Genomic DNA, 22,143 nt, shown 5'->3' with positions numbered 1-22,143 from the left:
GGGGGGTCGGATGAGGGCGACGGACTGTCATGCAAGCTCCGTGCCCTGTCAAGCCGATCGGGTATTCTTTGCCCCTTCCCACTGCCGACACCTGCCGTGTCAGAACCGCCTCAATCAGTCAAGTCCCCGTCCGGCCGCCCGCCGCGGCTGCCGGTCGAGAAACGCAGTCTCTTCGAACGATTGGTGGAGTTCATCTCGCCCGGGCCTGATTCCAAGGCCGAGCTGATGGAGACGCTGGCCGACGCCGAGCAGCGCGAGCTCATCGAGCCCGAGTCGCGCCTGATGCTGGAAGGCGTGCTGCGCATGGCCGACATGAGCGCCGGCGACGTGATGGTGGCCGCGCCGCGCATGGACCTGCTCGACATCGAGGCGCCCTACGACGCCTTGCTGGAGCAGGTCATCTCCGCCGGCCACTCGCGCTTTCCGGTCTACGACGGTCGGCGCGACAACATCATCGGCATCCTCATGGCCAAGGACCTGCTCAAGCTGCAGCGCGCGCCCGAGCTGAGCCTGCGCACGCTGCTGCGCCCGGCGGTGTTCGTGCCCGAGAGCAAGCGGCTCAACGAGCTGCTGCGCGACTTCCGCAGTAACCGCAACCACCTGGCCATCGTCATCGACGAGTTCGGCAACACCGCCGGGCTCCTCACCATCGAGGACGTGCTGGAGCAGATCGTCGGCGAGATCGAGGACGAGTTCGACGACAAGGACGCCGAGAGCGCCGTCTACACGCTGGCCGACGGCAGCTACCGCGTCGCCGGCGACGCCGAGATCGACGACGTCAACGAGGCCTTCGCCATCCGGCTGTCCAGCGAGGACTTCGACACCATCGGCGGGCTGGTGGCGCACGAGATCGGCCACGTGCCGCGCCGCGGCGAGGCGGTGGACGTCGGCCCGCTGCGCTTCACGGTCATGCTCACGCGCGGCGGCGCAGTGCGCTGGTTCAAGGTCACCCGCATTCCTGCCGACGCACCCCCATCTTGAAATCCGCAGCACCCTGGATCGCGCGGCTGGAGCTGTCGCTGGTGGCAGCGCTGGGCGCGCTGCAGTCGCTCGTCTTCGTGCACACCGCGGCGTGGCCGCTGCAGCTGCTGTGCGTGGCGCTGCTGGCCTGGCGCGTGCAGCCGGCGCGCCCGCGCCGCGCGGCGATGCTGGGCTGGCTCTACGGCAGCGCCTGGGTAGGCGCGGGCACTTGGTGGCTGTTCGTGAGCCTGCACCGCTACGGCGGCCTGCCCGCGCCGCTGGCCGTGGCGGCGGTGGCGGCGCTGGCGCTGGCCATGGGTGCCTACCTGGCACTGGCCATGGGCCTGTACGCGCGGCTGCGGCGCGGCCGCGCGCTGCCCGATGCGCTGCTGTGGGCAGCGCTGTGGCTGCTGGCGGAGCTCGCGCGCGGGGCGCTGTTCACGGGCTTCCCGTGGCTGGCCAGCGGCTACGCGCAGGTGGACGCGCCGCTGGCGGTGCTGGCGCCCTGGGTGGGCGTGTACGGCATCGGCGCGGCGCTGGCGCTGCTGTCGGCGCTGCCGGTGCTGGCCGCGCGCGCCGGGCCGCGCGGGCTGGCGCTGGCCCTGGCCGGGGTAGCGGTGGTGCTGGGGCTGGCATCGGCGCTGGGGCCGGCGGCCTTCACGCTGGGCCACGGCACGCTGCGCGTGAGCCTGTTGCAGACCAATGTGGCGCAGGATGAAAAATTTGCCGCCGAGCACCTGCCCGGCGCGCTGGCCTGGCTGCGCCAGGCGCTGGACCAGGCGCGCGGCGACCTGGTGGTGGCGCCCGAGACCGCCATCCCGCTGCTGCCCTCGCAACTGCAGGACCTGGATCCCGGCTACTGGTCCGGGCTGCGCGACCGCTTCGAGCACTCGCCGCAGGCCGCGCTCATCGGCGCACCGCTGGGCAGCTTCGAGGAGGGCTACACCAACTCCGTGCTGGGCCTGTCCTCGCACACCGCCGACCGCGAGCCCTACCGCTACGACAAGGTGCACCTGGTGCCTTTCGGCGAGTTCATCCCGCCGCTGTTCCGCTGGTTCACCGACCTGATGCAAATCCCGCTGGGCGACTTCGCCCGCGGGCCGCTGAACGCGCCGTCCTTCGTCGCGCAGGGCCAGCGCCTGGCGCCCAACATCTGCTACGAGGACCTTTTCGGCGAGGAGCTGGCGCGGCGCTTCAGGCACCCGGCGCACGCGCCCACGGTGTTCGTGAACGTGAGCAACATCGGCTGGTTCGGCCCCACGGTGGCGTTGCCGCAGCACCTCAACATCAGCCGCATGCGCGCGCTGGAGTTCCAGGTCCCGATGCTGCGCTCCACCAACACCGGCGTCACCGGCGTTATCGACGAGCAGGGCCGCGTCACGGCGCAGCTGCCGCCTTTCACCCAGGGCACGCTGGACGGCGTGGTGCAGGCGCGCGAGGGCGTCACGCCCTTCGCCTGGTGGGCCGCGCGCGCCGGGCTGTGGCCGGCGCTGGCGGTGGCGCTGCTGACCATCGTGCTGGTCGTGGCACGGGTGCGGCGCAGCGAATGAGCCGGACCCGGGCGCCGCGGCCCGAAGCCCGGGCCCCGTTGCCGGCTGCGCGGGGCCGCCTTGGGCGCCACCCTAGAATCAAGGGTTTACGTCCGAACTTCCACCTCATGGCCACGCTGAGCTTCCAGCAAATCATTCTTCGCCTGCAGGAATACTGGGGTGCGCAGGGCTGCGCACTGCTGCAGCCCTACGACATGGAGGTCGGCGCCGGCACCAGCCACACCGCCACCTTCCTGCGCGCGCTGGGCCCCGAGCCCTGGAAGGCGGCCTACGTGCAGCCCAGCCGCCGCCCCAAGGACGGCCGCTACGGCGACAACCCCAACCGGCTGCAGCACTACTACCAGTACCAGGTCGTGCTCAAGCCCGCGCCGGCCAACATCCTGGAGCTGTACCTGGGCTCGCTGCAGGCCCTGGGCTTCGACCTCAAGAAGAACGACATCCGCTTCGTCGAGGACGACTGGGAGAACCCCACGCTGGGCGCCTGGGGCCTGGGCTGGGAGGTGTGGCTCAACGGCATGGAGGTGACGCAGTTCACCTACTTCCAACAGGTCGGCGGCATCGACTGCAAGCCCGCCACCGGCGAGATCACCTACGGCCTGGAGCGGCTGGCGATGTACCTGCAGGGCGTGGAGAACGTCTACGACCTGGAGTTCACGCCCGGCCTGAAGTACGGCGACGTGTACCACCAGAACGAGGTCGAGCAGAGCACGTACAACTTCGAGCACTCCGACGTGGAGTTCCTGCTCGTCGCCTTCGGCGCGCACGAGAAGCAGGCGCAGCACCTGATCGCGCAGCAGCTGGCGCTGCCGGCGTACGAACAAGTCCTGAAGGCGGCGCACACCTTCAACCTGCTGGACGCCCGCGGCGCCATCAGCGTGACCGAGCGCGCGGCCTACATCGGCCGCATCCGCAACCTCGCGCGCGCGGTGGCGGCGGGCTACGTGGACAGCCGCGCGCGCCTGGGCTTCCCCATGGCGCCCAAGGCCTGGGCCGACGAGGTCACGGCACAACTCGAACTGAAGAAGAAGGCGGCGTGATGGCGGCTTCCGACATGACCCACAAGAACCTGCTCGTCGAACTGTTCGTCGAGGAACTGCCGCCCAAGGCGCTCAAGAGCCTGGGCGAGGCTTTCACCCAGGGCCTGCTCAAGGGCCTGCAGGCCGCCGGCCTGGCCGGCGCCGACGCCGTGGCCACGCCCTACGCCTCGCCGCGCCGCCTGGCCGCGCACATCACGGCCGTCGCGGCCCAGGCCGCCGATCGCGAGCAGCTGGTGAAGCTGATGCCGGTGGCCGTGGCGCTGAACGCCGAGGGCCAGCCCACGCCAGCGCTGCTGAAGAAGCTCTCCGCGCTGGGCGCCGACACCTCGGTGCTGCCGCAGCTGCAGCGCCGCCCCGACGGCAAGGCCGAGGCGCTGTTCCTGCAGAGCACGCTGCGCGGCGCTGCGCTGGCCGACGGCCTGCAGAAGGCCCTGGAAGAGACGCTGACCAAGCTGCCCATTCCCAAGGTCATGAGCTACCAGCTCGCCGACGGCTGGAGCAGCGTGAACTTCGTGCGCCCGGCGCACGCGCTGGTGGCGCTGCACGGCGCCGACGTGGTGCCGGTGCAGACGCTGGGCCTGCAGGCCGGGCGCGCCACGCACGGCCACCGCTTCGAGGCCGCGGTGGACCCGGTGGTGATCCGGGACGCCGACAGCTACGCGCAGCAGATGCAGCAGGACGGCGCCGTGATCGCCGGCTTCGAGGCCCGCCGCGCCGAGATCACGCGCCAGCTCCGGGAAGCCGCCGCCCGCGAGGGCCTGCAGCCCATCGAGGACGCCGCGCTGCTCGACGAGGTCACGGCGCTGGTGGAGCGCCCCAACGTGCTGACCTGCCAGTTCGAGAAGGAGTTTCTCGAAGTGCCGCAGGAGTGCCTCATCCTCACGATGAAGGCCAACCAGAAGTACTTCCCGCTGCTGGACGCGGCCGGCAAGCTCACCAACCGCTTCCTGGTGGTGAGCAACATCAGCCCCGAGGACGCCAGCGCGGTGGTCGGCGGCAACGAGCGCGTGGTGCGCCCGCGCCTGGCCGACGCCAAGTTCTTCTTCGACCAGGACCGCAAGAAGACGCTGGCCTCGCGCGTGCCGGGCCTGGCCAAGGTGGTCTACCACGGCAAGCTGGGCACGCAGGGCCAGCGCGCCGAGCGCGTGCAGGTCATCGCGCACGCCATCGTCAACCAGCTGCGCCTGGCCACCGTGCCGTACACGGTCGAGGCCAAGGACGAGTTCGAGGTGCTCGACAGCAAGGTCAAGGAAGCCTCGCTGCTGGCCAAGACCGACCTGCTGACCGACATGGTGGGCGAGTTCCCGGAGCTGCAGGGGATCATGGGCGGCTACTACGCGCGCCACGAGGGCCTGCGCGACGGCGTGGCCATCGCCATCGAGGACCACTACAAGCCGCGCTTCGCCGGCGACGTGCTGCCGCGCAACCACACCGGCACCGTGCTGGCGCTGGCCGACAAGCTGGAGACGCTGGTGGGCCTGTTCGGCATCGGCCAGCTGCCCACCGGCGACAAGGACCCCTTCGCGCTGCGCCGCCACGCGCTGGGCGTGATCCGGCTGCTGACCGAGAAGAACCTGCCGCTGTCGCTGCCCGAGCTGCTGGCGCAGGCCGTGCCGGCCTTCGGCGATCTCATCACCGACCCCAGCGCCGCGCTGCTGGACTTCATGTTCGACCGCCTGGCGGTGAGCCTGCGTGAGCAGGGCTACAGCGCGCAGGAAGTGGACGCGGTGCTGGCGCTGCGCCCCGAGCGCCTGGGCCAGGTGCCCAAGCGGCTGGCCGCCGTGCGCGCGTTCTCGGCGCTGGCCGAGGCCGCGTCGCTGGCCGCGGCCAACAAGCGCGTGGGCAACATCCTCAAGAAGAGCGAGGGCGGCGTGGGCACGGCGGTGGACACCGCGCTGCTGCGCGAGAGCGCCGAAGGCGCGCTGTACGAGGCGCTGCAGGCCGTGGCGCCCCAGGCCGACAGCGCCTTCGCGGCCGGCGACTACCAAGCTTCGCTGCAGGCGCTGGCGGCGCTCAAGGCGCCGGTGGATGCCTTCTTCGATGGCGTCATGGTCAACGCCGAGGACGCGGCGCTGCGCGCGAACCGGCTGGCACTGCTGTCCTCGCTGCACGCGGCGATGAACCGCGTGGCCGACCTGTCGCGACTGGCGCAATGAACCCCATCCCCAAGCTCGTCATCCTGGGGCGTGACGGCATCCTCAACCAGTACCGCGAGGACCACGTCAAGGAGCCCTCGGAGTGGACGCCGGTGCCCCACGCGCTGGAGGCCGTGGCGCGGCTCAACCATGCCGGCTGGCACGTGGTGATCGCCACCAACCAGGCCGGCATCGGGCGCGGGATGATCGACATGGCCTCGCTCAACGCGGTGCACGCGCACATGATGAAAGTGCTGCAGCAGCAGGGCGGGCGCATCGACGCGGTGTTCCTGTGTCCGCACACGCCCGAGGACCACTGCGACTGCCGCAAGCCGCTGCCGGGGCTGATGCTGGACATCGGCCGCCGCTACGGCGCGGACCTGACCCAGGTGCCGCTGGTGGGCGACACCGCGCGCGACATGCTCGCCGCGCGCGCCGCGGGCTGCCAGCCGCACCTGGTGCGCAGCGGCCGCGGCGCGGCGCTGGACGAGGCGCAGCTGCAGCAGCTCGCCGCGCAGGTGCCGGGGCTGCAGGTGCACGAGGACTTCAACGCCTTCGTCGACTACCTGCTGCAGCGTGAGCAGCCCGAGGTGCGCGTGGACGCCGAGGGGAGCCGCTGATGGGCCGCCTGCTGTCCGTGCTGCGCTCGGCGCTGTACCTGCTGTTCCTCACTGCCACCGTCATTCCCTGGGCGCTGACGGCGGTGTTCCTGTCCATCTTCATGCGCGGCGACCCGCTGTACTGGGTGTGCGCGGGCTGGCTGCGCACGGCCATCCTGGGCGCGCGCTGGATCTGCGGCGTGCGCTGGCGCATCCACGGCATGGAGCACCTGCCCAAGGGCAAGAACGAGGCGGTGGTGCTGGCGGCCAAGCACCAGTCCACCTGGGAGACCTTCGCCTTCCCGGCGCTGATGCCGCACCCGCTGGCCTACGTGTTCAAGCGCGAGCTGCTCTACATCCCGTTCTTCGGCTGGGCCATGTGGCGGCTGGACATGATCCACATCGACCGCAGCAAGCGCACCGAGGCCTGGAACAAGGTCGCCACGCAGGGCCGCAAGTTCATGTCGCACGGCACCTGGGTGATCATGTTCCCCGAGGGCACGCGCACGCCGCGCGGCTCGCACGCGCGCTACCAGAGCGGCGCCGCGCGGCTGGCGCTGACCGCGGGCGTGCCGCTGGTGCCTATCGCCGTGACCTCCGCGCGCTGCTGGCCGCGCAAGAGCTGGCTGCTGCGCCCGGGCGTGATCGACATCTCCATCGGTGCGCCCATCCCTGTGCAGGGCCGCAGCCCGGACGCGCTCACGCGCGAGGCCGAGGGCTGGATCGAGTCCGAGATGCGCCGCCTGGACCCCGAGGCCTACACGCCCGACGCCACGCAGCCCGCTGCCGCCGTCCGCTCCTGACCTTTTCCCGATCTTGAGCCGCGGCGCGTCGTCCCCGCCGGACGTGGCGGTGCCCGAAGGGGCCGCCGCGCCGGCTTGCTCGCCCTGGCGCCATCCCGAGGCGCGCTACGCGCTGCGGCTGCCCGGCGGCGAGGTGGCGCACTACGCCCTGCGCCGCAGCAGCCGGCGCAGCATCGGGCTGGTGGTGGATGCGCAGGGGCTGCGCGTGGCCGCGCCGCGCGCAGCCACGCTGGCGCAGGTGGAGCAGGCGCTGCAGGCCAAGGCGGCGTGGATCCTGCGCCACCTCGCCGCGCAGCAGGTGCAGCAGGAGCGCCGCCGCGAGGCGCAACCGCCGGCCTGGGGCGCGCAGGCGCTGCTGCCCTTCCTGGGCGCGCCGCTGCGGTTGCAGGCCGGCGCCGCCGCCTGGCGCCTTGACGCTGCGGACGCGCTGCTGCACGTGCCGCTGGCCGAGGCGGCGACATCGGCGCAATGGGCGGCCGCGCTGCGCGGCTGGCTGCAGGCGCGGGCGCTGGAGGTGTTCAGGGAACGCTGCGCGCTGCATGCGCCGCTGATGGGCGTGCGGCCGGCGCGGCTGGCGCTGTCGGCGGCCCGCACGCGCTGGGGCAGCGCCAGCGCCGCCGGCGTGATCCGCCTGAACTGGCGCCTGGTGCATCTGGCGCCCGCGCTCATCGACTACGTGGTGGTGCACGAGCTGGCGCACCTGCGCGAGATGAACCACAGCGCCGCCTTCTGGGCCCATGTGCGCGCCGTGCTGCCGGACTTCGCGAGCCGCCGTGCCGTGCTGCGCGCGTCGGTGCTGCCGGCGCTGGACTGAGCAAGTTCTCGGGTGGCGCCAAAAAGCCGCCTTATGCCTGTTACTGAGCGCTAGCGCATTGGCGTGCATTCATCACGACGATCCCCCGCCTTCGGTGGAGTCGGAATACGGGGTGTGTCGCAAACTGTCACCACGCTGTCCATGACGGCGTGCACCGCGGGAGGAGGCCGCGTCCGACGGCGAGGGCGGTGCACCACTGGGCCTGTCCACGAAAGTGGCAGGCCCTTCTTTTTGGGTGGCGCGTGCTCAGGCCGGGGTGAAGCGCCAGACGCCGTCCGGGCCTGCCAGGCGCTGCAGCCGGCCGTCCTGCCACAGCGCGTGCAGGTGCGCGCTGGCCTCGCCCATGGCGAAGGTGGTCTGGTGCAGGTCCAGCGGCCGGCGGAACAGCACCGGCAGCAGCCCCGCGGCATGCAGCGGCTGCGCGGCGCAGGCCTGCAGCACCTCCTGCAGCCGCTTGTCATGGTGCTCGCGCAGCTGCGCCACGCGCGGCCCGATGCCGACGAAGGGTTTCCCGTGCGAGGGCAGCACCAGCGTCTCGGCCGGCAGCACCGCCAGGCGCTCCAGCGAGGCCAGGTACAGCGGCAGCGGGTTGGCCTCGGGCTCCTGGTCCAGCACGCTGACGTTGGTGGAGATGCGCGGCAGCAGCATGTCGCCCGAGATCAGCACGCCCAGCGACGGGCAGTGCAGGCTGATGTGCTCGGGCGCGTGGCCGTAGCCGGCGATGCAGTGCCAGTCGTGCTCGCCGATGCGCAGGCGCTGGCCGTCTAGCAGCCGGGCGAACTGCGTGGGCACCTCCGGCACCATGCTGGCGTAGTAGCCGCCGCGCCGGCTCACCTTGTCCAGCGCCTCGGGGTCGGACAGGCCGTGGCTGCCGAAGAACGCCGCCGCCGCGGCGCCGCCATGGCCGGTGGTGGTGCGGCTGCCGGTGCAGGCCGCGTGGTAGTCGGTGGCGCTGATCCAGAGCCGGCAGTTCCAGCGCGCGGTGAGCCACTGCGCCAGCCCGATGTGGTCAGGGTGCATGTGCGTGACGACCAGGCGCAGCAGCGGCAGGCCGTCCAGGCCCTCGCGGAAGATCTGCTCCCAGGCCGCGCGCGTGGCGTCGCTGGCGATGCCGGTGTCCACCGCGGTCCAGCCGTCTACGCCGTCGATGCGGTCGCGCAGCAGCCAGAGGTTGACGTGGTCCAGCGCGAAGGGCAGCCCCATGCGCACCCAGCGCACGCCGGGCGCCAGGTCCAGCGTCTGGCCGGGGGCGGGCAGCTGGTCGCCCAGCGGGTAGTGGAGGGCTTGGTCCTGCGGCGTGCTCATCCGGGGCAGTGTAGTCAGCCCCCCTAAAATCCGGGGATCCGCGCCGAGTACCTGGAGGATTGATGAGCTTCGTTCCCGCAGACGCCGGCTATGCCCAGCGCGTACGCGACAACTTCGCGCGCCAGGGTGCCATGCACACCCTGGGTGCCACGCTGGAGGCGGTGTCGCCGGGCCACGTGGTGATCGTGCTGCGCCACAAGGCCGAGCTGGCGCAGCAGCACGGCTTCATGCACGCGGGCATGCTCACCGCGGCGCTGGACTCGGCCTGCGGCTACGCCGCCTTTTCCCTCATGCCCGCCGACGCCTCGGTGCTGTCGGTGGAATTCAAGGTCAACCTGCTGGCGCCCGCGCAGGGCCCGTGGCTGCGCTGCGAGGGCCGCGTGCTCAAGGCCGGGCGCACCATCAGCGTGGTCGAGGGCCGCGCGCTGCAGCACGAGCCCGGTGGCCCCGAGAGGCTCGTCGCCACAATGACCGCCACCATGATGACGGTGCAGGGCCGCCCCGACGTGCGCGGCTGAAGCCTGCCGCGCCACCCCCTCGCCGGCGCGCCGCGCGGCCGCGCGCCACCCCGTTTCCTCAGCAACGTCTCCCTCTGCCATGACCAACGAACTCAAGGATCTCTTCGAGCGCAACCGCCAGTGGGCCGACGAGACCGAAGCGCGCGAGCCCGGCTTCTTCTCGCGGCTGCTCAAGCAGCAGACGCCGCAGTACCTGTGGATCGGCTGCGCCGACTCGCGCGTGCCGGCCAACGAGCTGGTCGGGCTGCTGCCGGGCGAGCTGTTCGTGCACCGCAACGTGGCCAACGTGGTGGCGCATTCGGACCTGAACTGCCTGTCGGTGCTGCAGTTCGCGGTGGACGCGCTGCGGGTGCAGCACGTCATCGTGGTGGGCCACTCCAACTGCGGCGGCGTCAAGGCCGCGCTCAACGACCTGCGCGTGGGCCTGGTGGACAACTGGCTGCGCCACGTGCAGGACGTGCGCGACAAGCACCGCGAGTGGCTGTTCAGCCTCCCGGTGGAGATGCGCATCGACGCGCTGTGCGAGCTCAACGTGCTGGAGCAGGCGCTCAACGTGTGCCAGACCACGGTGGTCAAGGACGCCTGGCTGCGCGGCCAGAGCGTGGTGGTGCACGGCTGGGTGTACGGCCTGCACAACGGGCTGCTGCAGGACCTGTGCATGAACGTCGGCGGTCCCGACGACGTGGCGCCGGCCTACGAGCAGGCGCTGCAGGCGCTGTACCGGCGCATGGCGGCGCTGCAGGCGGCGCAGGCCTCCGCGCCCACCGAGGCACCCGCGCCGCCGGCGCCCACGCCCGCACCGGCGCCGCTGGCCGAGGCGGAGCCCGGGGCTGAAGCCGGCGCCGAGGCTGAATCCGGGCGCGGTCGCCGCCGCGGGCGCGAGGCCGCGCCGGTGGAGGCGCCGCCCGCGGCCTGAGCGCCAAGGGCCGCGCACGCACGACAACGCCAGGACCGGAGGCCTCGATGCTGAAGAACCCCCAGCTGTTCCCGCGCCTGCTGGACGACAGCCGCGCCTACGCCATCGCCGGGGCGCTGCTGGAGGGGTTCAACCGCCACTACCGGCTGTTCCGCGAGACCAGCGCCGCGGCCAAGCAGCGCTTCGAGGCCGCGGACTGGCTGGGCCAGCAGCGCGCGCAGCGCGAGCGCATCGAGTTCTACGCCAAGCGGGTGGAGGAGGCCGCGGAGCGGCTGCAGACCGAGTTCCAGGCCTCCAAGCTGCCCATGGACACCTGGCAGCAGGTGAAGCTGCACTACATCGGGCTGCTGACCAACCACCACCAGCCCGAGCTGGCCGAGACCTTCTTCAACTCGGTCACGACGCAGATCCTGCACCGCAGCTACTTCCACAACGACTTCATCTTCGTGCGCCCGGCGGTCTCGACCGAGTACATCGAGAACGACGAGCCCGCCGCCGCGCCCACCTACCGCGCCTACTACCCGACGCCGGCCACGCTGCGCGAGACGCTGCTGCGCGTCGTCCACAACTTCCAGCTGAACCTGCCCTTCGAGGACCTGGACCGCGACATCGACGACGTGCTGGAGGCGATCCGGCGCCAGCTCGGCGACACGCGCTGGCGCACCAACTTCCAGATCCAGGTCCTGTCCTCGATGTTCTTCCGCAACAAGGGCGGCTACATCGTGGGCAAGATCGTCAACGGCTTCCACGAGACCTCCTTCGCGCTGCCGGTGCTGCACGCCCAGGAGGGCGCGGCGCTGGCCATCGACGCGGTGCTCTTCGGCGAGGAGGAGCTGCTGCTGCTGTTCAGCTTCGCGCGGGCCTACTTCATGGTGGACATGGAGATCCCCGCGGCCTACGTGCAGTTTTTGCGCAGCCTGATGCCGCGCAAGCCGCGCTCGGAGATCTACAGCGCGCTGGGCCTGCAGAAGCAGGGCAAGAACCTGTTCTACCGCGACTTCCTCTACCACCAGCGCCACTCGACCGACAAGTTCCGCATCGCGCCGGGCATCAAGGGCATGGTGATGCTGGTGTTCGACCTGCCGAGCTTTCCCTTCGTCTTCAAGTGCATCAAGGACTTCTTCGCGGCACCGAAGGAGACCACGCGCGAGCTCGTGCAGAGCAAGTACCAGCTGGTGAAGACGCACGACCGCGTCGGGCGCATGGCCGACACGCTGGAGTACAGCAACGTGGCCTTCCCGCGCGCGCGCTTCGAGGACGCGCTGGTGGAGGAGCTGCTGCACTACTGCCCCAGCCTGGTGGAGATTTCCGACCGCGACGGCGACGGGCAGCTGGAGGTGATCCTCAAGCACGTGTACATCGAGCGCCGGATGATCCCGCTGAACATCTTCCTGCAGGAGGGCACGCCCGAGCAGATCGAGCACGCGGTGGTCGAGTACGGCAACGCCATCAAGGACCTGGTGGCGGCCAACATCTTCCCCGGCGACATGCTGTGGAAGAACTTCGGCGTCACGCGCAACGGCAAGGTCGTGTTCTACGACTACGACGAGATCGAATACCTGACCGACTGCAACTTCCGCAAGGTGCCCACGCCGCGCACCGAGGAGGAGGAGATGTCGGGCGAGATCTGGTACCACGTGGGTCCCAAGGACGTGTTCCCCGAGACCTTCGCGCCCTTCCTGCTGGGCAATGCCAGCGTGCGCGAGGTGTTCATGAAGCACCACGCCGACCTGCTCGACGCCGAGTTCTGGAACGCGCACAAGCAGCGCATCCTGGCCGGGCACGTGCACGACGTCTTCCCCTACGACCCGCACAAGCGCTTCGTCCACCAGCGCGTGGCCCGGGCCGCCGCGGCCGGGCTGGACGACACGGCCGAGCCGCAAGGCTGAAGCGGGCGCTTCGGACGGGCAGGGCGCTCGGTGCCATCCTGTTGCCCTGATCCGCCACCGGAAGAAGAGAGGAGCCCGCCATGGCCGATTCCGTCGTCATCGTCTCCGCTGCCCGCACGCCCATCGGCGGCCTGCTGGGCGACTTCGCCTCGCTGCAGGCCTGGGAGCTGGGGGCCGTGGCCATCCGCGCCGCCGTCGAGCGCGCCGCGCTGCCCGGGGAGGCCGTGGACGAGGTGCTGATGGGCAACTGCCTCATGGCCGGCCAGGGCCAGGCGCCCGCCCGCCAGGCCCTGCGCCGCGCCGGGCTGCCCGACGCTACCGGCGCCGTGACGCTGTCCAAGATGTGCGGCTCGGGCATGCGCGCCATGATGTTCGCGCACGACATGCTGCTGGCCGGCAGCGCCGACACCCTGGTGGCCGGCGGCATGGAGAGCATGACCAACGCGCCGCACCTGGTGTTCGCGCGCAAGGGCGTGAAGTACGGCGCCGCGGCCCTGTACGACCACATGGCCCTGGACGGCCTGGAGGACGCCTACGAGCGCGGCAAGGCCATGGGCGTGTTCGCCGAGACCTGCGTGACGCAGTTCGGCTTCACGCGCGAGGCGATGGAGGCCTACGCCATCGCCTCCACCCAGCGCGCCCGGCAGGCCAACGAGGACGGCAGCTTCGACTGGGAGATCGCGCCGGTGGCCGTGTCCGGCAAGGGCGGCGAGACGCTGGTGGCGCGCGACGAGCAGCCCTTCAAGTCCAAGCTGGACAAGATCGCCGGCCTGAAGCCGGCGTTCAGGAAGGACGGCACCATCACCGCCGCCACTGCGTCCAGCATTTCCGACGGCGCCGCGGCGCTGGTGCTGATGCGTGAATCCACCGCCGCGCAGCGCGGGCTGGCGCCCATCGCCCGCATCGTGGCGCACGCGGTGCACGCGCAGGCGCCGGAGCTGTTCACCACCGCGCCGGCGGGCGCCATCGAGAAGGCGCTGAAGCGGGCCGGCTGGCGCAAGGAGCAGGTGGAGCTGTGGGAGGTCAACGAGGCCTTCGCCACCGTCACCATGGCCGCGATGTCGGCGCTGGAGCTGCCGCACGAGATCGTCAACGTGCATGGCGGCGCGGTGGCGCTGGGGCACCCGATCGGTGCCAGCGGCGCGCGCATCGTCGTGACGCTGCTGGGCGCGCTGCGCCGGCGCGGCCTCAGGCGCGGCGTGGCCTCGCTGTGCATCGGCGGCGGCGAGGCCACGGCGCTGGCGCTGGAGGTGCTGTAGGGCCGGCCGGGGCCGCGGATTGCCGCCTGGATCCAGGTCAAGCCGCGGCCCGGCAGGCACCTTCACCATGGTGAGGGCGGCCCGCGGGAGGCAGGCGAGGGAAGAACGTCAAGGAGAACGAGAGCGATGCAGAAAGTCCTGGTGATCGGCGCCTCGCGCGGCATCGGCCTGGAGTTCGTGCGCCAGTACCGCGAGGCGGGCGCGCAGGTGTGGGCCACGGCGCGCGGGGAGCATCTGAAGGCGGCGGAAGCCCTGGGCGCCACCGCGTGGGCGCTGGACGTGGCGGACGCGGCCAGCGCCTCGTCCCTGAGCTGGCGGCTGGACGGGCTGGGGCTGGACCTGGCCGTCTACTGCGCCGGCGTCTACGGCCCCGACACCGCGGGCCTGGAGCCGCCCACGCAGGCCGACTTCGACGCCGTGATGCACGTCAACGTGCTGGGCGCGATGCGGCTGCTGCCGGTGATGGCCGAAGGCCTGGCGCCAGGCGGCAAGCTGGCGGTGATCTCCTCGGTGATGGCCTCCATCGGTGAGCGCAACTCGCCTTCGGGCTGGCTCTACCGCGCCTCCAAGGCGGCGCTGAACTCGGTGCTCAAGGACGCGGCGCTGACGCTGCGGGACCGCGCCACCTGCGTGGCGCTGCACCCGGGCTGGGTGCGCACGGACATGGGCGGGCCGTCGGCCTCGCTGTCCGTGGAGGAGAGCGTGGCGGCGCAGCGCCGCGTGCTGGCCGGGCTGACGCCGGCGCGCAACGGGAGCTTCCTCGATCCGCAAGGACAGACGATTCCTTGGTGAGGAACGCGAAGGGCCGCTTCGCGGCGGCCCTTCAAGGTGAGCAGTGGGTGCCGTGGCGCTTCAGCGCGGCGCCACCGGCAAATAGCGCCGGTCGGAGTAGGTCAGCAGCCACTGCGGCCGCCAGGCCACGAAGATGGCGCACAGCATGCCGCTGAGCACCGCGTCGCTCCAGGCGATCAGCCAGCGCCCGGTGAGCACGGCGGCCACGTCGGTGCCCGGGGGCAGCGGATGGCGCAGCAGCCACAGCCCGCCCACGAGCGCCATGGCCAGCAGCGTGGCCCCGAAGCCGCGCGCCAGGATGTAGACCATCAGGTGCTGCGGCAGCCAGCGCCGCGTGAGCAGGCCGATGCCCAGCGCCAGCGTGGCCGGCAGCACGCCGTTCCACACCGCCTGGTGCAGCGCGGAGGCCGTGCCGCTGCCGTCGATGAACGCGGTGCAGATCGCCACCGGCACGCAGGTGAGCACGGCCAGTGGCCAGCCCAGCATCAGCACCAGCAGCGACGCGCAGGAGAGCTGCAGCGGCGGCCCGCCCGGCAGCACGCCCTGCAGCGACCATACGAAAGGCAGCAGCACCACCGCCGCCAGCCAGGGACTGCGCAACTCGGTGGCGCGCAGCGCTGCCCATGGCTTGAAACACAGCGCCACGCCGCAAGCAGCGAGCAGGACGATGAGTTCGAGCAGCATGTTCATGATTCAGCATCCATCGTGCCTGCATTGAAACGCAGCTGTTTTCTCCTGGCGCAAGGGAATGCGCCGATACGGCACAAGCACACCACCGAAAGGATGAAGCCATGAGCACCATCGACTTCTGGTTCGACTTTTCCTCGCCCTACTCGTACCTGGCCTCGACCTGGATCGAGCCGCTGGCCGCGCGCCACGGCCGCCGGGTGCGCTGGCACGCCATGCTGCTGGGCGCCACGCTGGCCGCGGCGGAACTGCGCCCGCCGGTGTCCTACCCGATCAAGGGCGGCTACATGCACCGCGACTTCGAGCGCTCGGCCCGCTTCGAGGGCGCGCCCTACCGCCCGCCGCCGCGCTTTCCCATCGCCACGCAGAACGCGGCGCGCATCTTCTGGTGGCTGCACGCGCAGGACGAGTCGCGCGCCGCCGCCTGGGCGCGCCGGGGGCTGGCCGCGTACTTCGCCGAGGGCGTGCAGCTCGACGAGATGCCCGCGCTGCTGGCGCTGGCCGAGCGCTGCGGCCTCGACCCGGCGCAGGCGCAGGCTGCGTGCGCCGACGCGCAGTGGAAGGCGCATCTGAAGCAGGTCAACGACGACGCCATCGCCGCGGGTATCTTCGGAGCGCCCTGGATCGTCGTGGACGGCGAGCCGTTCTGGGGCAACGACCGCCGCGCGCAGATCGAGCGCTGGCTGTCAGCACCCTTCTAGAAACCGAGAGACGAACCCTGGAGGAGACGCATGAAGCTGAAGAAGACGGCCCAGCAGATGGTCGAGGAGGCGCTGGCGCAGGTGCACACCTGCACGCTGGCCGAGGCGCTGGCGCTGCACGCCCGCGAGGACGTGCAGTTCATCGACCTGCGCGACATCCGCGAGCTGCAGCGCGAAGGCACCATCCCCGGCGCCTACAACACCCCGCGCGGCATGCTGGAGTTCTGGGCCGACCCGGAGAGCCCCTATCACAAGCCGGTGTTCGCGCAGGGCAAGCGCCTGGTGCTGTTCTGCGCCGCGGGCTGGCGCTCGGCGCTGGCCACGCGCACGCTGCAGGAAATGGGCTTCGACGACGTGGCCCACATCGACGGCGGCTTCAAGGCCTGGAAGGAGGGCGGCGGGCCGGTGGCGCCGCTGCAATCCCGGCACTGAAGGCGGCTGCGCGCCGCTGGCTATAGTCCGGCGCGCGCCGCCACCCGCAGCGGCACGAGGACGGACATGGACAACGACTTGCAGCAGCGCCCCGAAGGTTTCCAACGCGTGGCGCAGGCCCTGGCGGCACAGGGCCACCCGCATGTGCCGCGCTACCTGGACACCGCCGCGCGCACCGCGCAGGAAGCGGCCGACGCGCTGGGCGTGAGCGTGGGACAGATCGCCAAGAGCGTCATCTTCAAGCTGCGCGCCGTCGAGCGCGCGGTGCTGGTGGTGACCTCGGGCGACCGGCGCGTGGACGAGAAGAAGGTCGCGGCGCTGGTGGGCCCGGTGGGCCGGGCCGATGCCGAGTTCGTGAAGGCGCAGACGGGCTTCTCCATCGGCGGCGTCTCGCCGGTGGCGCACCTCAACCCGCCGCTGACGCTCATCGACCGCGACCTGTTCCGCTTCGACGAGATCTGGGCCGCCGCGGGCCATCCCAACGGCGTGTTCCGGCTCAGCCCGCAGCAGCTGGAAGGCCTCACCGGCGCGCCGGTGGCCGACGTGGTGCAGCAGCCATGACGGCGCCGTCCCCGCCGCCCGCCGCCACCACGCCCGTGGGCTCGCCCTGCACCGGCGTGTGCAAGATGGACAAAGCCACCGGCTGGTGCCTCGGTTGCGCCCGCACCATCGACGAGATCGCCGGCTGGTCCACGCTGGACGACGCGGCCCGGCGTGCGGTGTGGCTGCGCCTGCCGCCGCGCCAGGAGCAGCTCCGGGCGCAGCACGGCCCCGCGCCCGTGCCGGAGCCCCGCCGATGAAGACGCTGGACTTCTGGTTCGACGTCATCTCGCCCTACGCCTACCTGGCCTTCGAGCGGCTGCCGCAGGCGCTGGAGGGCTGCTCGTACCGCGTGCGCTACCGCCCGCTGCTGTTCGCCGGGCTGCTCAAGCACTGGGGCCAGCTCGGCCCCGCGGAGATCGGGCCCAAGCGCGACTGGACCATGCGCCAGGTGCACTGGCTGGCGCGCGAGGCCGGCGTGGAGCTGGCGCTGCCGGCGCAGCATCCCTTCAACCCGCTGGCGCTGCAGCGCCTGGCGCTGGCCTGCGGCGAGGTGGACGGCCTGCCCAACCGCCGCGTGGTGGAGGCGCTGTTCCACCACGTCTGGCGCGGCGCCGGGGCCGACGCCAACGATCCGGCGCGGCTGCAGGCGCTGGCGCACGCACTGAAGCCGGCGCTGGACCCGCAGGGCGAGGAAGTGCGGCAGCGGCTGCGCGAGCACACCGATGAAGCCCTCGCGCTGGGCCTCTTCGGCGTGCCCAGCATCGTCCTGGAAGGCAAGGTGTTCTGGGGCCTGGACGCGCTGCCGATGCTCAAGGCCGCGCTGCAGGGCGACGCCTGGTTCGAAGCGCCGTGGCAGGAGGCGGCACGGCCGTTGCCCGGCGTGCAGCGGCGCTGAGGACGTCCGGCTTTCCCGCTCGGTCAGCGGCGGCCGCCCGGGGCCTGGGCGGCTTCAGCCAGGTCAAGGCCGGGCGCGGGACGGCCTGCCGTGCATCAAGCTGGCGTCAGGCGGCGCTGCACAAAATGGCCGGCTATGCCCAGCGCCTTCAACTTCGACGCCTCTCCCTTCGACTGCCTGGACGCCGAGGAGCGCCAGCTCGTGCGCAACAGCGTGGACATCGCCTACTTCCGTGCCGGCGAGGCCATCCTGGAGCCCGGCATCGAGGCCGGCCACCTGTTCGTGCTGATCAAGGGCCACGTGCAGCAGTTCGACGAGGAGCACCAGGTCATCACGACCTACGGCCCCGACGACACCTTCGACGGCCGCGCCCTGGTGGCCGGCCGCGTCACCAGCCGCTTCGTGGCGCAGGAGGAGGTGCTGGCCTACCAGCTCGCGCGCAAGGCCGTCAACGAGCTCATCGCGCGCAACGCCACCTTCGGCGCGCTGCTGTTCTCCGACCTCTCCAACAAGCTCTCGGCGCTGGCGCAGCGGCGCAGCCAGCACGAGATGCAGTCGCTGACCATGGCCCGCGTGTCCGAGACCGGCGTTCGGGCGGCGCAGGTGGTGGACGCGGCCACCACCATCGTCGAAGTGGCGCGCGTGTTCCAGGAGCACAAGATCTCCAGCGTGCTGGTGCAGGACGGGTCCACCGCCCCGCCGCGGCTGGGCATCTTCACCAACACCGGGCTGCAGCGCGCGATCCTGGACGGCACGCCGCTGGACCGGCTGCCGGTGGGCCGGCTGGCGACCTTCACGCTGGTGTGCGTGAAGCCCTCGGACCCCGTGGGCGAGGCGCTGGCGCTGATGCTGCGCCACAACGTGCACCGCGTGGTGGTGCAGGACGGCGACGGCAGCGTGCACGGCGTGCTGGAGGCGCTGGAGGTGTTCAGCTTCCTCTCCAACCACTCCTACCTGGTGGGCCTGCAGATCGCGCAGTCGCGCGACCTGGCCGGGCTGGCGGAGGCCTCGCGGCAGATCACCAAGCTCATCGCCATCCTGCACCGCGGCGGCACGCGCGTGGGCATGATCGCCCGCCTGGTGAGCGAGCTCAACGCCAAGCTCTTCGAGCGCACCTGGCAGCTCATCGCGCCCAAGGAGCTCATCGCCAACAGCTGTCTGTTCGTCATGGGCAGCGAGGGCCGCGGCGAGCAGCTGCTCAAGACCGACCAGGACAACGGCCTGGTGCTGCGCGACGGCTACGAGCCGCCGGCGGACCTGGAGGCCATCTGCAACCGCTTCACGCAGGCGCTCATCGACTTCGGCTACCCGCCGTGCCCGGGCAAGATCATGATCAACAACCCGGCCTGGCGGCAGCCGCAGTCGGCCTTCCGCGAGACCGTGCGGCGCTGGATGCTCATGCCCAACGCCGAGAGCCTCATGGCGCTGGCCATCTTCCTGGACGCGCACCCGGTGTGCGGTGACGCCGCGCTGCTGGAGCCGCTGCGCGAGGAGGTGTTCTCGCTGGCGGCCGACAGCGACGCCTTCAAGGCCCGCTTCGCCGCGGCCATCACGCTCTTCGACGAGCACACCGGCTGGTGGAACCGGCTGCTGACGCTGGGCGAGAACGACCCCGACCGGCTGGACCTGAAGAAGGCCGGCATCTTCCCGCTGGTGCACGGCGTGCGCAGCCTGGCCATGGACAAGCGCATCCGCGAGTGCGGCACCGCCGAGCGCGTGCAGGCGCTGGTGAGCGCGGGCCACATGGCGCCCGAGATCGGCTCCGACGTGGTGCAGAGCCTGCACTTCTTCATGGGCCTGAAGCTCAAGGCTGGGCTGCAGGAGCTGGAGCTCGGCCGCGACGTCAGCGGCGGCGTCAAGCCCGACCAGCTCAACAGCCTGGACCGCGACCTGCTCAAGGACACGCTGGGCGTGGTCAAGCGCTTCAAGGCCACGCTGCGGCTGCGCTACCACCTGGACGCCCTGCAGTGAAGTCCACCGTCAACCTCCTGGGGCCGCTGGCCGGGCCCTGGGAGAAGCTCAAGAAGGGCTGGCTGCTCTATCACCTGGCCAACGACAACTACCGCTTCATGTTCGAGCCGCCGCCGCCCGACGAGTGGGTGTCGCTGGACTGCGAGACGACGGGGCTGGACCGCCGGCGCGACGAGATCATCTCCATCGGCGCGGTGCGCATCGCGGGCAGCCGCGTGCTCACCAGCGAGCGGCTGGAGCTGCTGGTGCGCCCCGAGAAGCGCGCCATCTCGTCGGAGGCGGTGAAGGTGCACCGGCTGCGCGAGCAGGACGTGGCGCAGGGCATCACGCCGGAGGCGGCGATGGCGCAGCTCATGCGCTTCATCGGCAGCCGCCCGCTGGTGGGCTACTACCTGGAGTTCGACGTGGCCATGCTCAACCGCGTCGTCTGGCCGATGCTTGGGCTGAGGCTGCCGCAGCGCAAGATCGAGGTCTCGGCGCTGTTCTACGAGTGGAAGAACCGCCAGCTGCCCGCGCACGAGCGCGGCAACCGCAACGTGGACCTGCGCTTCGCCACCATGCTGGACGAGCTGGGCCTGCCCCAGTACGAGGCCCACGACGCCATGAACGATGCGGTGATGGCGGCGCTGGCCTTCACCAAGCTGCGGCGGCTGCTGGGGCACGACTGAGCCGCGACCCCGCTGATGAAAAAAGCCCGCGGCAGCGGGCTTTTTCGCGGATGGGCCGGGAGGCCGGTGATCAGGCCGCCACCGGCGCCGGGGTGCGGATGAGGTGGTCGAAGGCGCTGAGCGCGGCCGCCGCGCCGGCACCCGCGGCGATGACGATCTGCTTGTACGGCACCGTGGTGCAGTCGCCCGCGGCCAGCACGCCCGGCACGTTGGTCTGGCCCTTGGCGTCGATCACGATCTCGCCGAAGCGGTTGAGCTCCAGCGTGCCCTTGAGCCACTCGGTGTTGGGCACCAGGCCGATCTGCACGAACACGCCTTCCAGCGGCACGAGGTGCTCCTGGCCGGTGGCGCGGTCCTTGTAGCGCAGGCCGTTGACCTTGCCCTCGGCGCCGGTGATCTCGGTGGTCTGGGCGTTGGTGACGATGTCCACGTTGGGCAGGCTCTTGAGCTTGCTCACCAGCACCGCGTCGGCCTTGAGCTGGTCGGCGAACTCGACCAGCGTCACGTGCGCCACGATGCCCGCGAGGTCGATCGCCGCCTCCACGCCGGAGTTGCCGCCGCCGATCACCGAGACGCGCTTGCCCTTGAACAGCGGGCCGTCGCAGTGCGGGCAGTAGGCCACGCCCTTGTTGCGGTACTCCTGCTCGCCGGGCACGCCCACGTTGCGCCAGCGCGCGCCGGTGGACAGGATCACCGAGCGGGCCTTGAGCACGCCGCCGTTGGCCAGCCGCACCTGCGCCAGGCCCGAGGCGTCGGCCGGGATCAGCTCCTCGGCGCGCTGCGTGGTCATGATGTCCACGTCGTAGGCCTTGACGTGGTCCTCCAGCGCCTGGGCGAACTTCGGGCCCTGGGTTTCGAGCACGGAGATGTAGTTCTCGATGCCCAGGGTGTCCAGCGTCTGGCCGCCGAAGCGCTCGGCCACGATGCCGGTGCGGATGCCCTTGCGCGCGGCGTACACGGCCGCGGCCGCGCCGGCGGGGCCGCCGCCGACGATCAGCACGTCATAGGGCGCCTTGGCGCTGAACTTCTTGGCGTCGCGCGCGGCGGCACCGGTGTCCACCTTGGACAGGATCTCCTCGACGCTCATGCGGCCCTGGCCGAAGAGCTGACCGTTGAGGAAGACCATGGGCACGGCCATGATCTGGCGCTCTTCCACTTCCTTCTGGAACAGCCCGCCGTCGATGGCGGTGTGCTTGATGCGCGGGTTGAGCGCGGCCATCAGGTTCAGCGCCTGCACCACGTCCGGGCAGTTGTGGCAGGACAGCGACATGTAGGTCTCGAAGTGCAGGTCGCCTTCCAGCCCCGCGATCTGCTCGATCACCTCGCGCTCGACCTTGGGCGGGTAGCCGCCGACCTGCAGCAGCGCCAGCACCAACGAGGTGAACTCGTGGCCCAGCGGCAGCCCGGCGAAGCGCACGCCGACGTCGGTGCCCACGCGGCGGATCAGGAACGAGGGCTTGCGCTCGGCGTCGTCGCGGCTCTCCACCAGCGAGACCTGCTCCGACTGCTCGGCCACGTCGCGCAGCAGCTCCAGCATGTCCTGCGAGCCCTTGGAGTCGTCCAGCGAGGCGATGAGCTCGATGGGCTGCGTGAGGCGTTGCAGGTAGCCCTTCAACTGGGCCTTGAGGTCGGCGTCCAACATGGCGAAGTCCTTCTTGTCGGTAAACGG

Annotated in this window: 22 protein-coding genes; 19 read left to right on the top strand and 3 right to left on the bottom strand. The window is 71.2% G+C overall.

Annotated elements, in window-relative coordinates; translation table 11 throughout:
• Positions 1-147 precede the first annotated feature (147 nt).
• From H537_RS0110335 to H537_RS42215, 7 genes are all read left to right on the top strand, one after another.
• A complete protein-coding gene (locus tag H537_RS0110335; protein ID WP_028997858.1) occupies positions 148-981 on the top strand; it encodes a CorC family transporter in 834 nt (277 codons plus the stop codon).
• On the top strand, positions 978-2,510 hold the full coding sequence (gene lnt, locus H537_RS0110330) for an apolipoprotein N-acyltransferase (RefSeq protein ID WP_238446648.1): 1,533 nt from the start codon (positions 978-980) through the stop codon (positions 2,508-2,510). The genes H537_RS0110335 and lnt overlap by 4 nt, the downstream gene beginning before the upstream one ends.
• 107 nt (positions 2,511-2,617) lie before the next feature.
• Complete coding sequence (gene glyQ / locus H537_RS0110325) at positions 2,618-3,547, top strand: glycine--tRNA ligase subunit alpha (RefSeq protein ID WP_028997856.1); 930 nt, start codon at positions 2,618-2,620, stop codon at positions 3,545-3,547.
• A 14-nt stretch (positions 3,548-3,561) separates the two neighbouring features.
• On the top strand, positions 3,562-5,703 hold the full coding sequence (gene glyS / locus H537_RS0110320) for a glycine--tRNA ligase subunit beta (RefSeq protein ID WP_028997855.1): 2,142 nt from the start codon (positions 3,562-3,564) through the stop codon (positions 5,701-5,703).
• Positions 5,700-6,302, top strand: a complete 603-nt coding sequence (gene gmhB, locus H537_RS0110315; protein WP_028997854.1) for a D-glycero-beta-D-manno-heptose 1,7-bisphosphate 7-phosphatase — start codon at positions 5,700-5,702, stop codon at positions 6,300-6,302. The genes glyS and gmhB overlap by 4 nt, the downstream gene beginning before the upstream one ends.
• Complete coding sequence (locus H537_RS0110310) at positions 6,302-7,084, top strand: lysophospholipid acyltransferase family protein (protein ID WP_043458513.1); 783 nt, start codon at positions 6,302-6,304, stop codon at positions 7,082-7,084. The genes gmhB and H537_RS0110310 overlap by 1 nt, the downstream gene beginning before the upstream one ends.
• Before the next feature lie 13 nt (positions 7,085-7,097).
• A complete protein-coding gene (locus H537_RS42215; protein WP_156901593.1) occupies positions 7,098-7,898 on the top strand; it encodes a M48 family metallopeptidase in 801 nt (266 codons plus the stop codon).
• A 246-nt stretch (positions 7,899-8,144) separates the two neighbouring features.
• Here the strand turns inward: H537_RS42215 and H537_RS0110300 are convergent, their stop codons facing one another.
• On the bottom strand, positions 8,145-9,203 hold the full coding sequence (locus tag H537_RS0110300; protein ID WP_028997852.1) for an MBL fold metallo-hydrolase: 1,059 nt from the start codon (positions 9,201-9,203) through the stop codon (positions 8,145-8,147).
• Between the two features lie 62 nt (positions 9,204-9,265).
• Between H537_RS0110300 and H537_RS0110295 the strand changes: the two genes are divergently transcribed.
• From H537_RS0110295 to H537_RS0110275, 5 genes are all read left to right on the top strand, one after another.
• A complete protein-coding gene (locus H537_RS0110295) occupies positions 9,266-9,721 on the top strand; it encodes a PaaI family thioesterase (RefSeq protein WP_028997851.1) in 456 nt (151 codons plus the stop codon).
• Between the two features lie 79 nt (positions 9,722-9,800).
• The gene (can, locus tag H537_RS42210) at positions 9,801-10,637 is read left to right on the top strand and encodes a carbonate dehydratase (protein ID WP_084150578.1); all 837 of its coding nucleotides are present in this window, start codon (positions 9,801-9,803) and stop codon (positions 10,635-10,637) included.
• 65 nt (positions 10,638-10,702) lie between these two features.
• Positions 10,703-12,526, top strand: a complete 1,824-nt coding sequence (gene aceK / locus H537_RS0110285) for a bifunctional isocitrate dehydrogenase kinase/phosphatase (protein WP_028997850.1) — start codon at positions 10,703-10,705, stop codon at positions 12,524-12,526.
• Between the two features lie 80 nt (positions 12,527-12,606).
• On the top strand, positions 12,607-13,785 hold the full coding sequence (locus tag H537_RS0110280) for an acetyl-CoA C-acyltransferase (RefSeq protein WP_028997849.1): 1,179 nt from the start codon (positions 12,607-12,609) through the stop codon (positions 13,783-13,785).
• 126 nt (positions 13,786-13,911) lie between these two features.
• Positions 13,912-14,577 (top strand): SDR family oxidoreductase, encoded by a 666-nt coding sequence (locus H537_RS0110275; RefSeq protein ID WP_028997848.1) that lies wholly within the window; start codon positions 13,912-13,914, stop codon positions 14,575-14,577.
• A 60-nt stretch (positions 14,578-14,637) separates the two neighbouring features.
• Here the strand turns inward: H537_RS0110275 and H537_RS0110270 are convergent, their stop codons facing one another.
• Positions 14,638-15,267 carry a hypothetical protein gene (locus tag H537_RS0110270; RefSeq protein WP_028997847.1) on the bottom strand — a complete coding sequence of 210 codons (630 nt, stop codon included), beginning with the start codon at positions 15,265-15,267 and terminating at the stop codon, positions 14,638-14,640.
• Between the two features lie 101 nt (positions 15,268-15,368).
• Here H537_RS0110270 and H537_RS0110265 point away from each other — a divergent pair, with 101 nt between their 5' ends.
• From H537_RS0110265 to H537_RS0110235, 7 genes are all read left to right on the top strand, one after another.
• The gene (locus H537_RS0110265) at positions 15,369-15,965 is read left to right on the top strand and encodes a 2-hydroxychromene-2-carboxylate isomerase (RefSeq protein WP_028997846.1); all 597 of its coding nucleotides are present in this window, start codon (positions 15,369-15,371) and stop codon (positions 15,963-15,965) included.
• Positions 15,966-15,995: 30 nt separating this feature from the next.
• On the top strand, positions 15,996-16,397 hold the full coding sequence (locus H537_RS0110260; RefSeq protein WP_028997845.1) for a rhodanese-like domain-containing protein: 402 nt from the start codon (positions 15,996-15,998) through the stop codon (positions 16,395-16,397).
• Positions 16,398-16,463: 66 nt separating this feature from the next.
• Entirely contained in the window at positions 16,464-16,958 is a 495-nt protein-coding gene (locus tag H537_RS0110255; RefSeq protein ID WP_028997844.1) for a YbaK/EbsC family protein, read from the top strand.
• Complete coding sequence (locus tag H537_RS0110250) at positions 16,955-17,197, top strand: DUF1289 domain-containing protein (RefSeq protein ID WP_028997843.1); 243 nt, start codon at positions 16,955-16,957, stop codon at positions 17,195-17,197. Before H537_RS0110255 ends, H537_RS0110250 begins: the two co-directional genes overlap by 4 nt.
• Positions 17,194-17,835, top strand: a complete 642-nt coding sequence (locus H537_RS0110245; protein WP_028997842.1) for a 2-hydroxychromene-2-carboxylate isomerase — start codon at positions 17,194-17,196, stop codon at positions 17,833-17,835. Before H537_RS0110250 ends, H537_RS0110245 begins: the two co-directional genes overlap by 4 nt.
• A 135-nt stretch (positions 17,836-17,970) precedes the next feature.
• Entirely contained in the window at positions 17,971-19,806 is a 1,836-nt protein-coding gene (locus tag H537_RS0110240) for a DUF294 nucleotidyltransferase-like domain-containing protein (protein ID WP_028997841.1), read from the top strand.
• Positions 19,803-20,474: a 3'-5' exonuclease gene (locus H537_RS0110235; protein ID WP_051242332.1), complete on the top strand. Its 672-nt coding sequence runs from the start codon at positions 19,803-19,805 to the stop codon at positions 20,472-20,474. Before H537_RS0110240 ends, H537_RS0110235 begins: the two co-directional genes overlap by 4 nt.
• 70 nt (positions 20,475-20,544) lie before the next feature.
• Here H537_RS0110235 and ahpF read toward each other — a convergent pair whose 3' ends face one another.
• Complete coding sequence (gene ahpF, locus H537_RS0110230; protein WP_028997839.1) at positions 20,545-22,116, bottom strand: alkyl hydroperoxide reductase subunit F; 1,572 nt, start codon at positions 22,114-22,116, stop codon at positions 20,545-20,547.
• Positions 22,117-22,143 lie beyond the last annotated feature (27 nt).

This window comes from Azohydromonas australica DSM 1124 (assembly GCF_000430725.1).
Taxonomy (GTDB): domain Bacteria; phylum Pseudomonadota; class Gammaproteobacteria; order Burkholderiales; family Burkholderiaceae_C; genus Azohydromonas; species Azohydromonas australica.
Note: the sequence above shows the minus strand (reverse complement) of the source record. Positions and strands in the feature narration are given on the sequence as shown.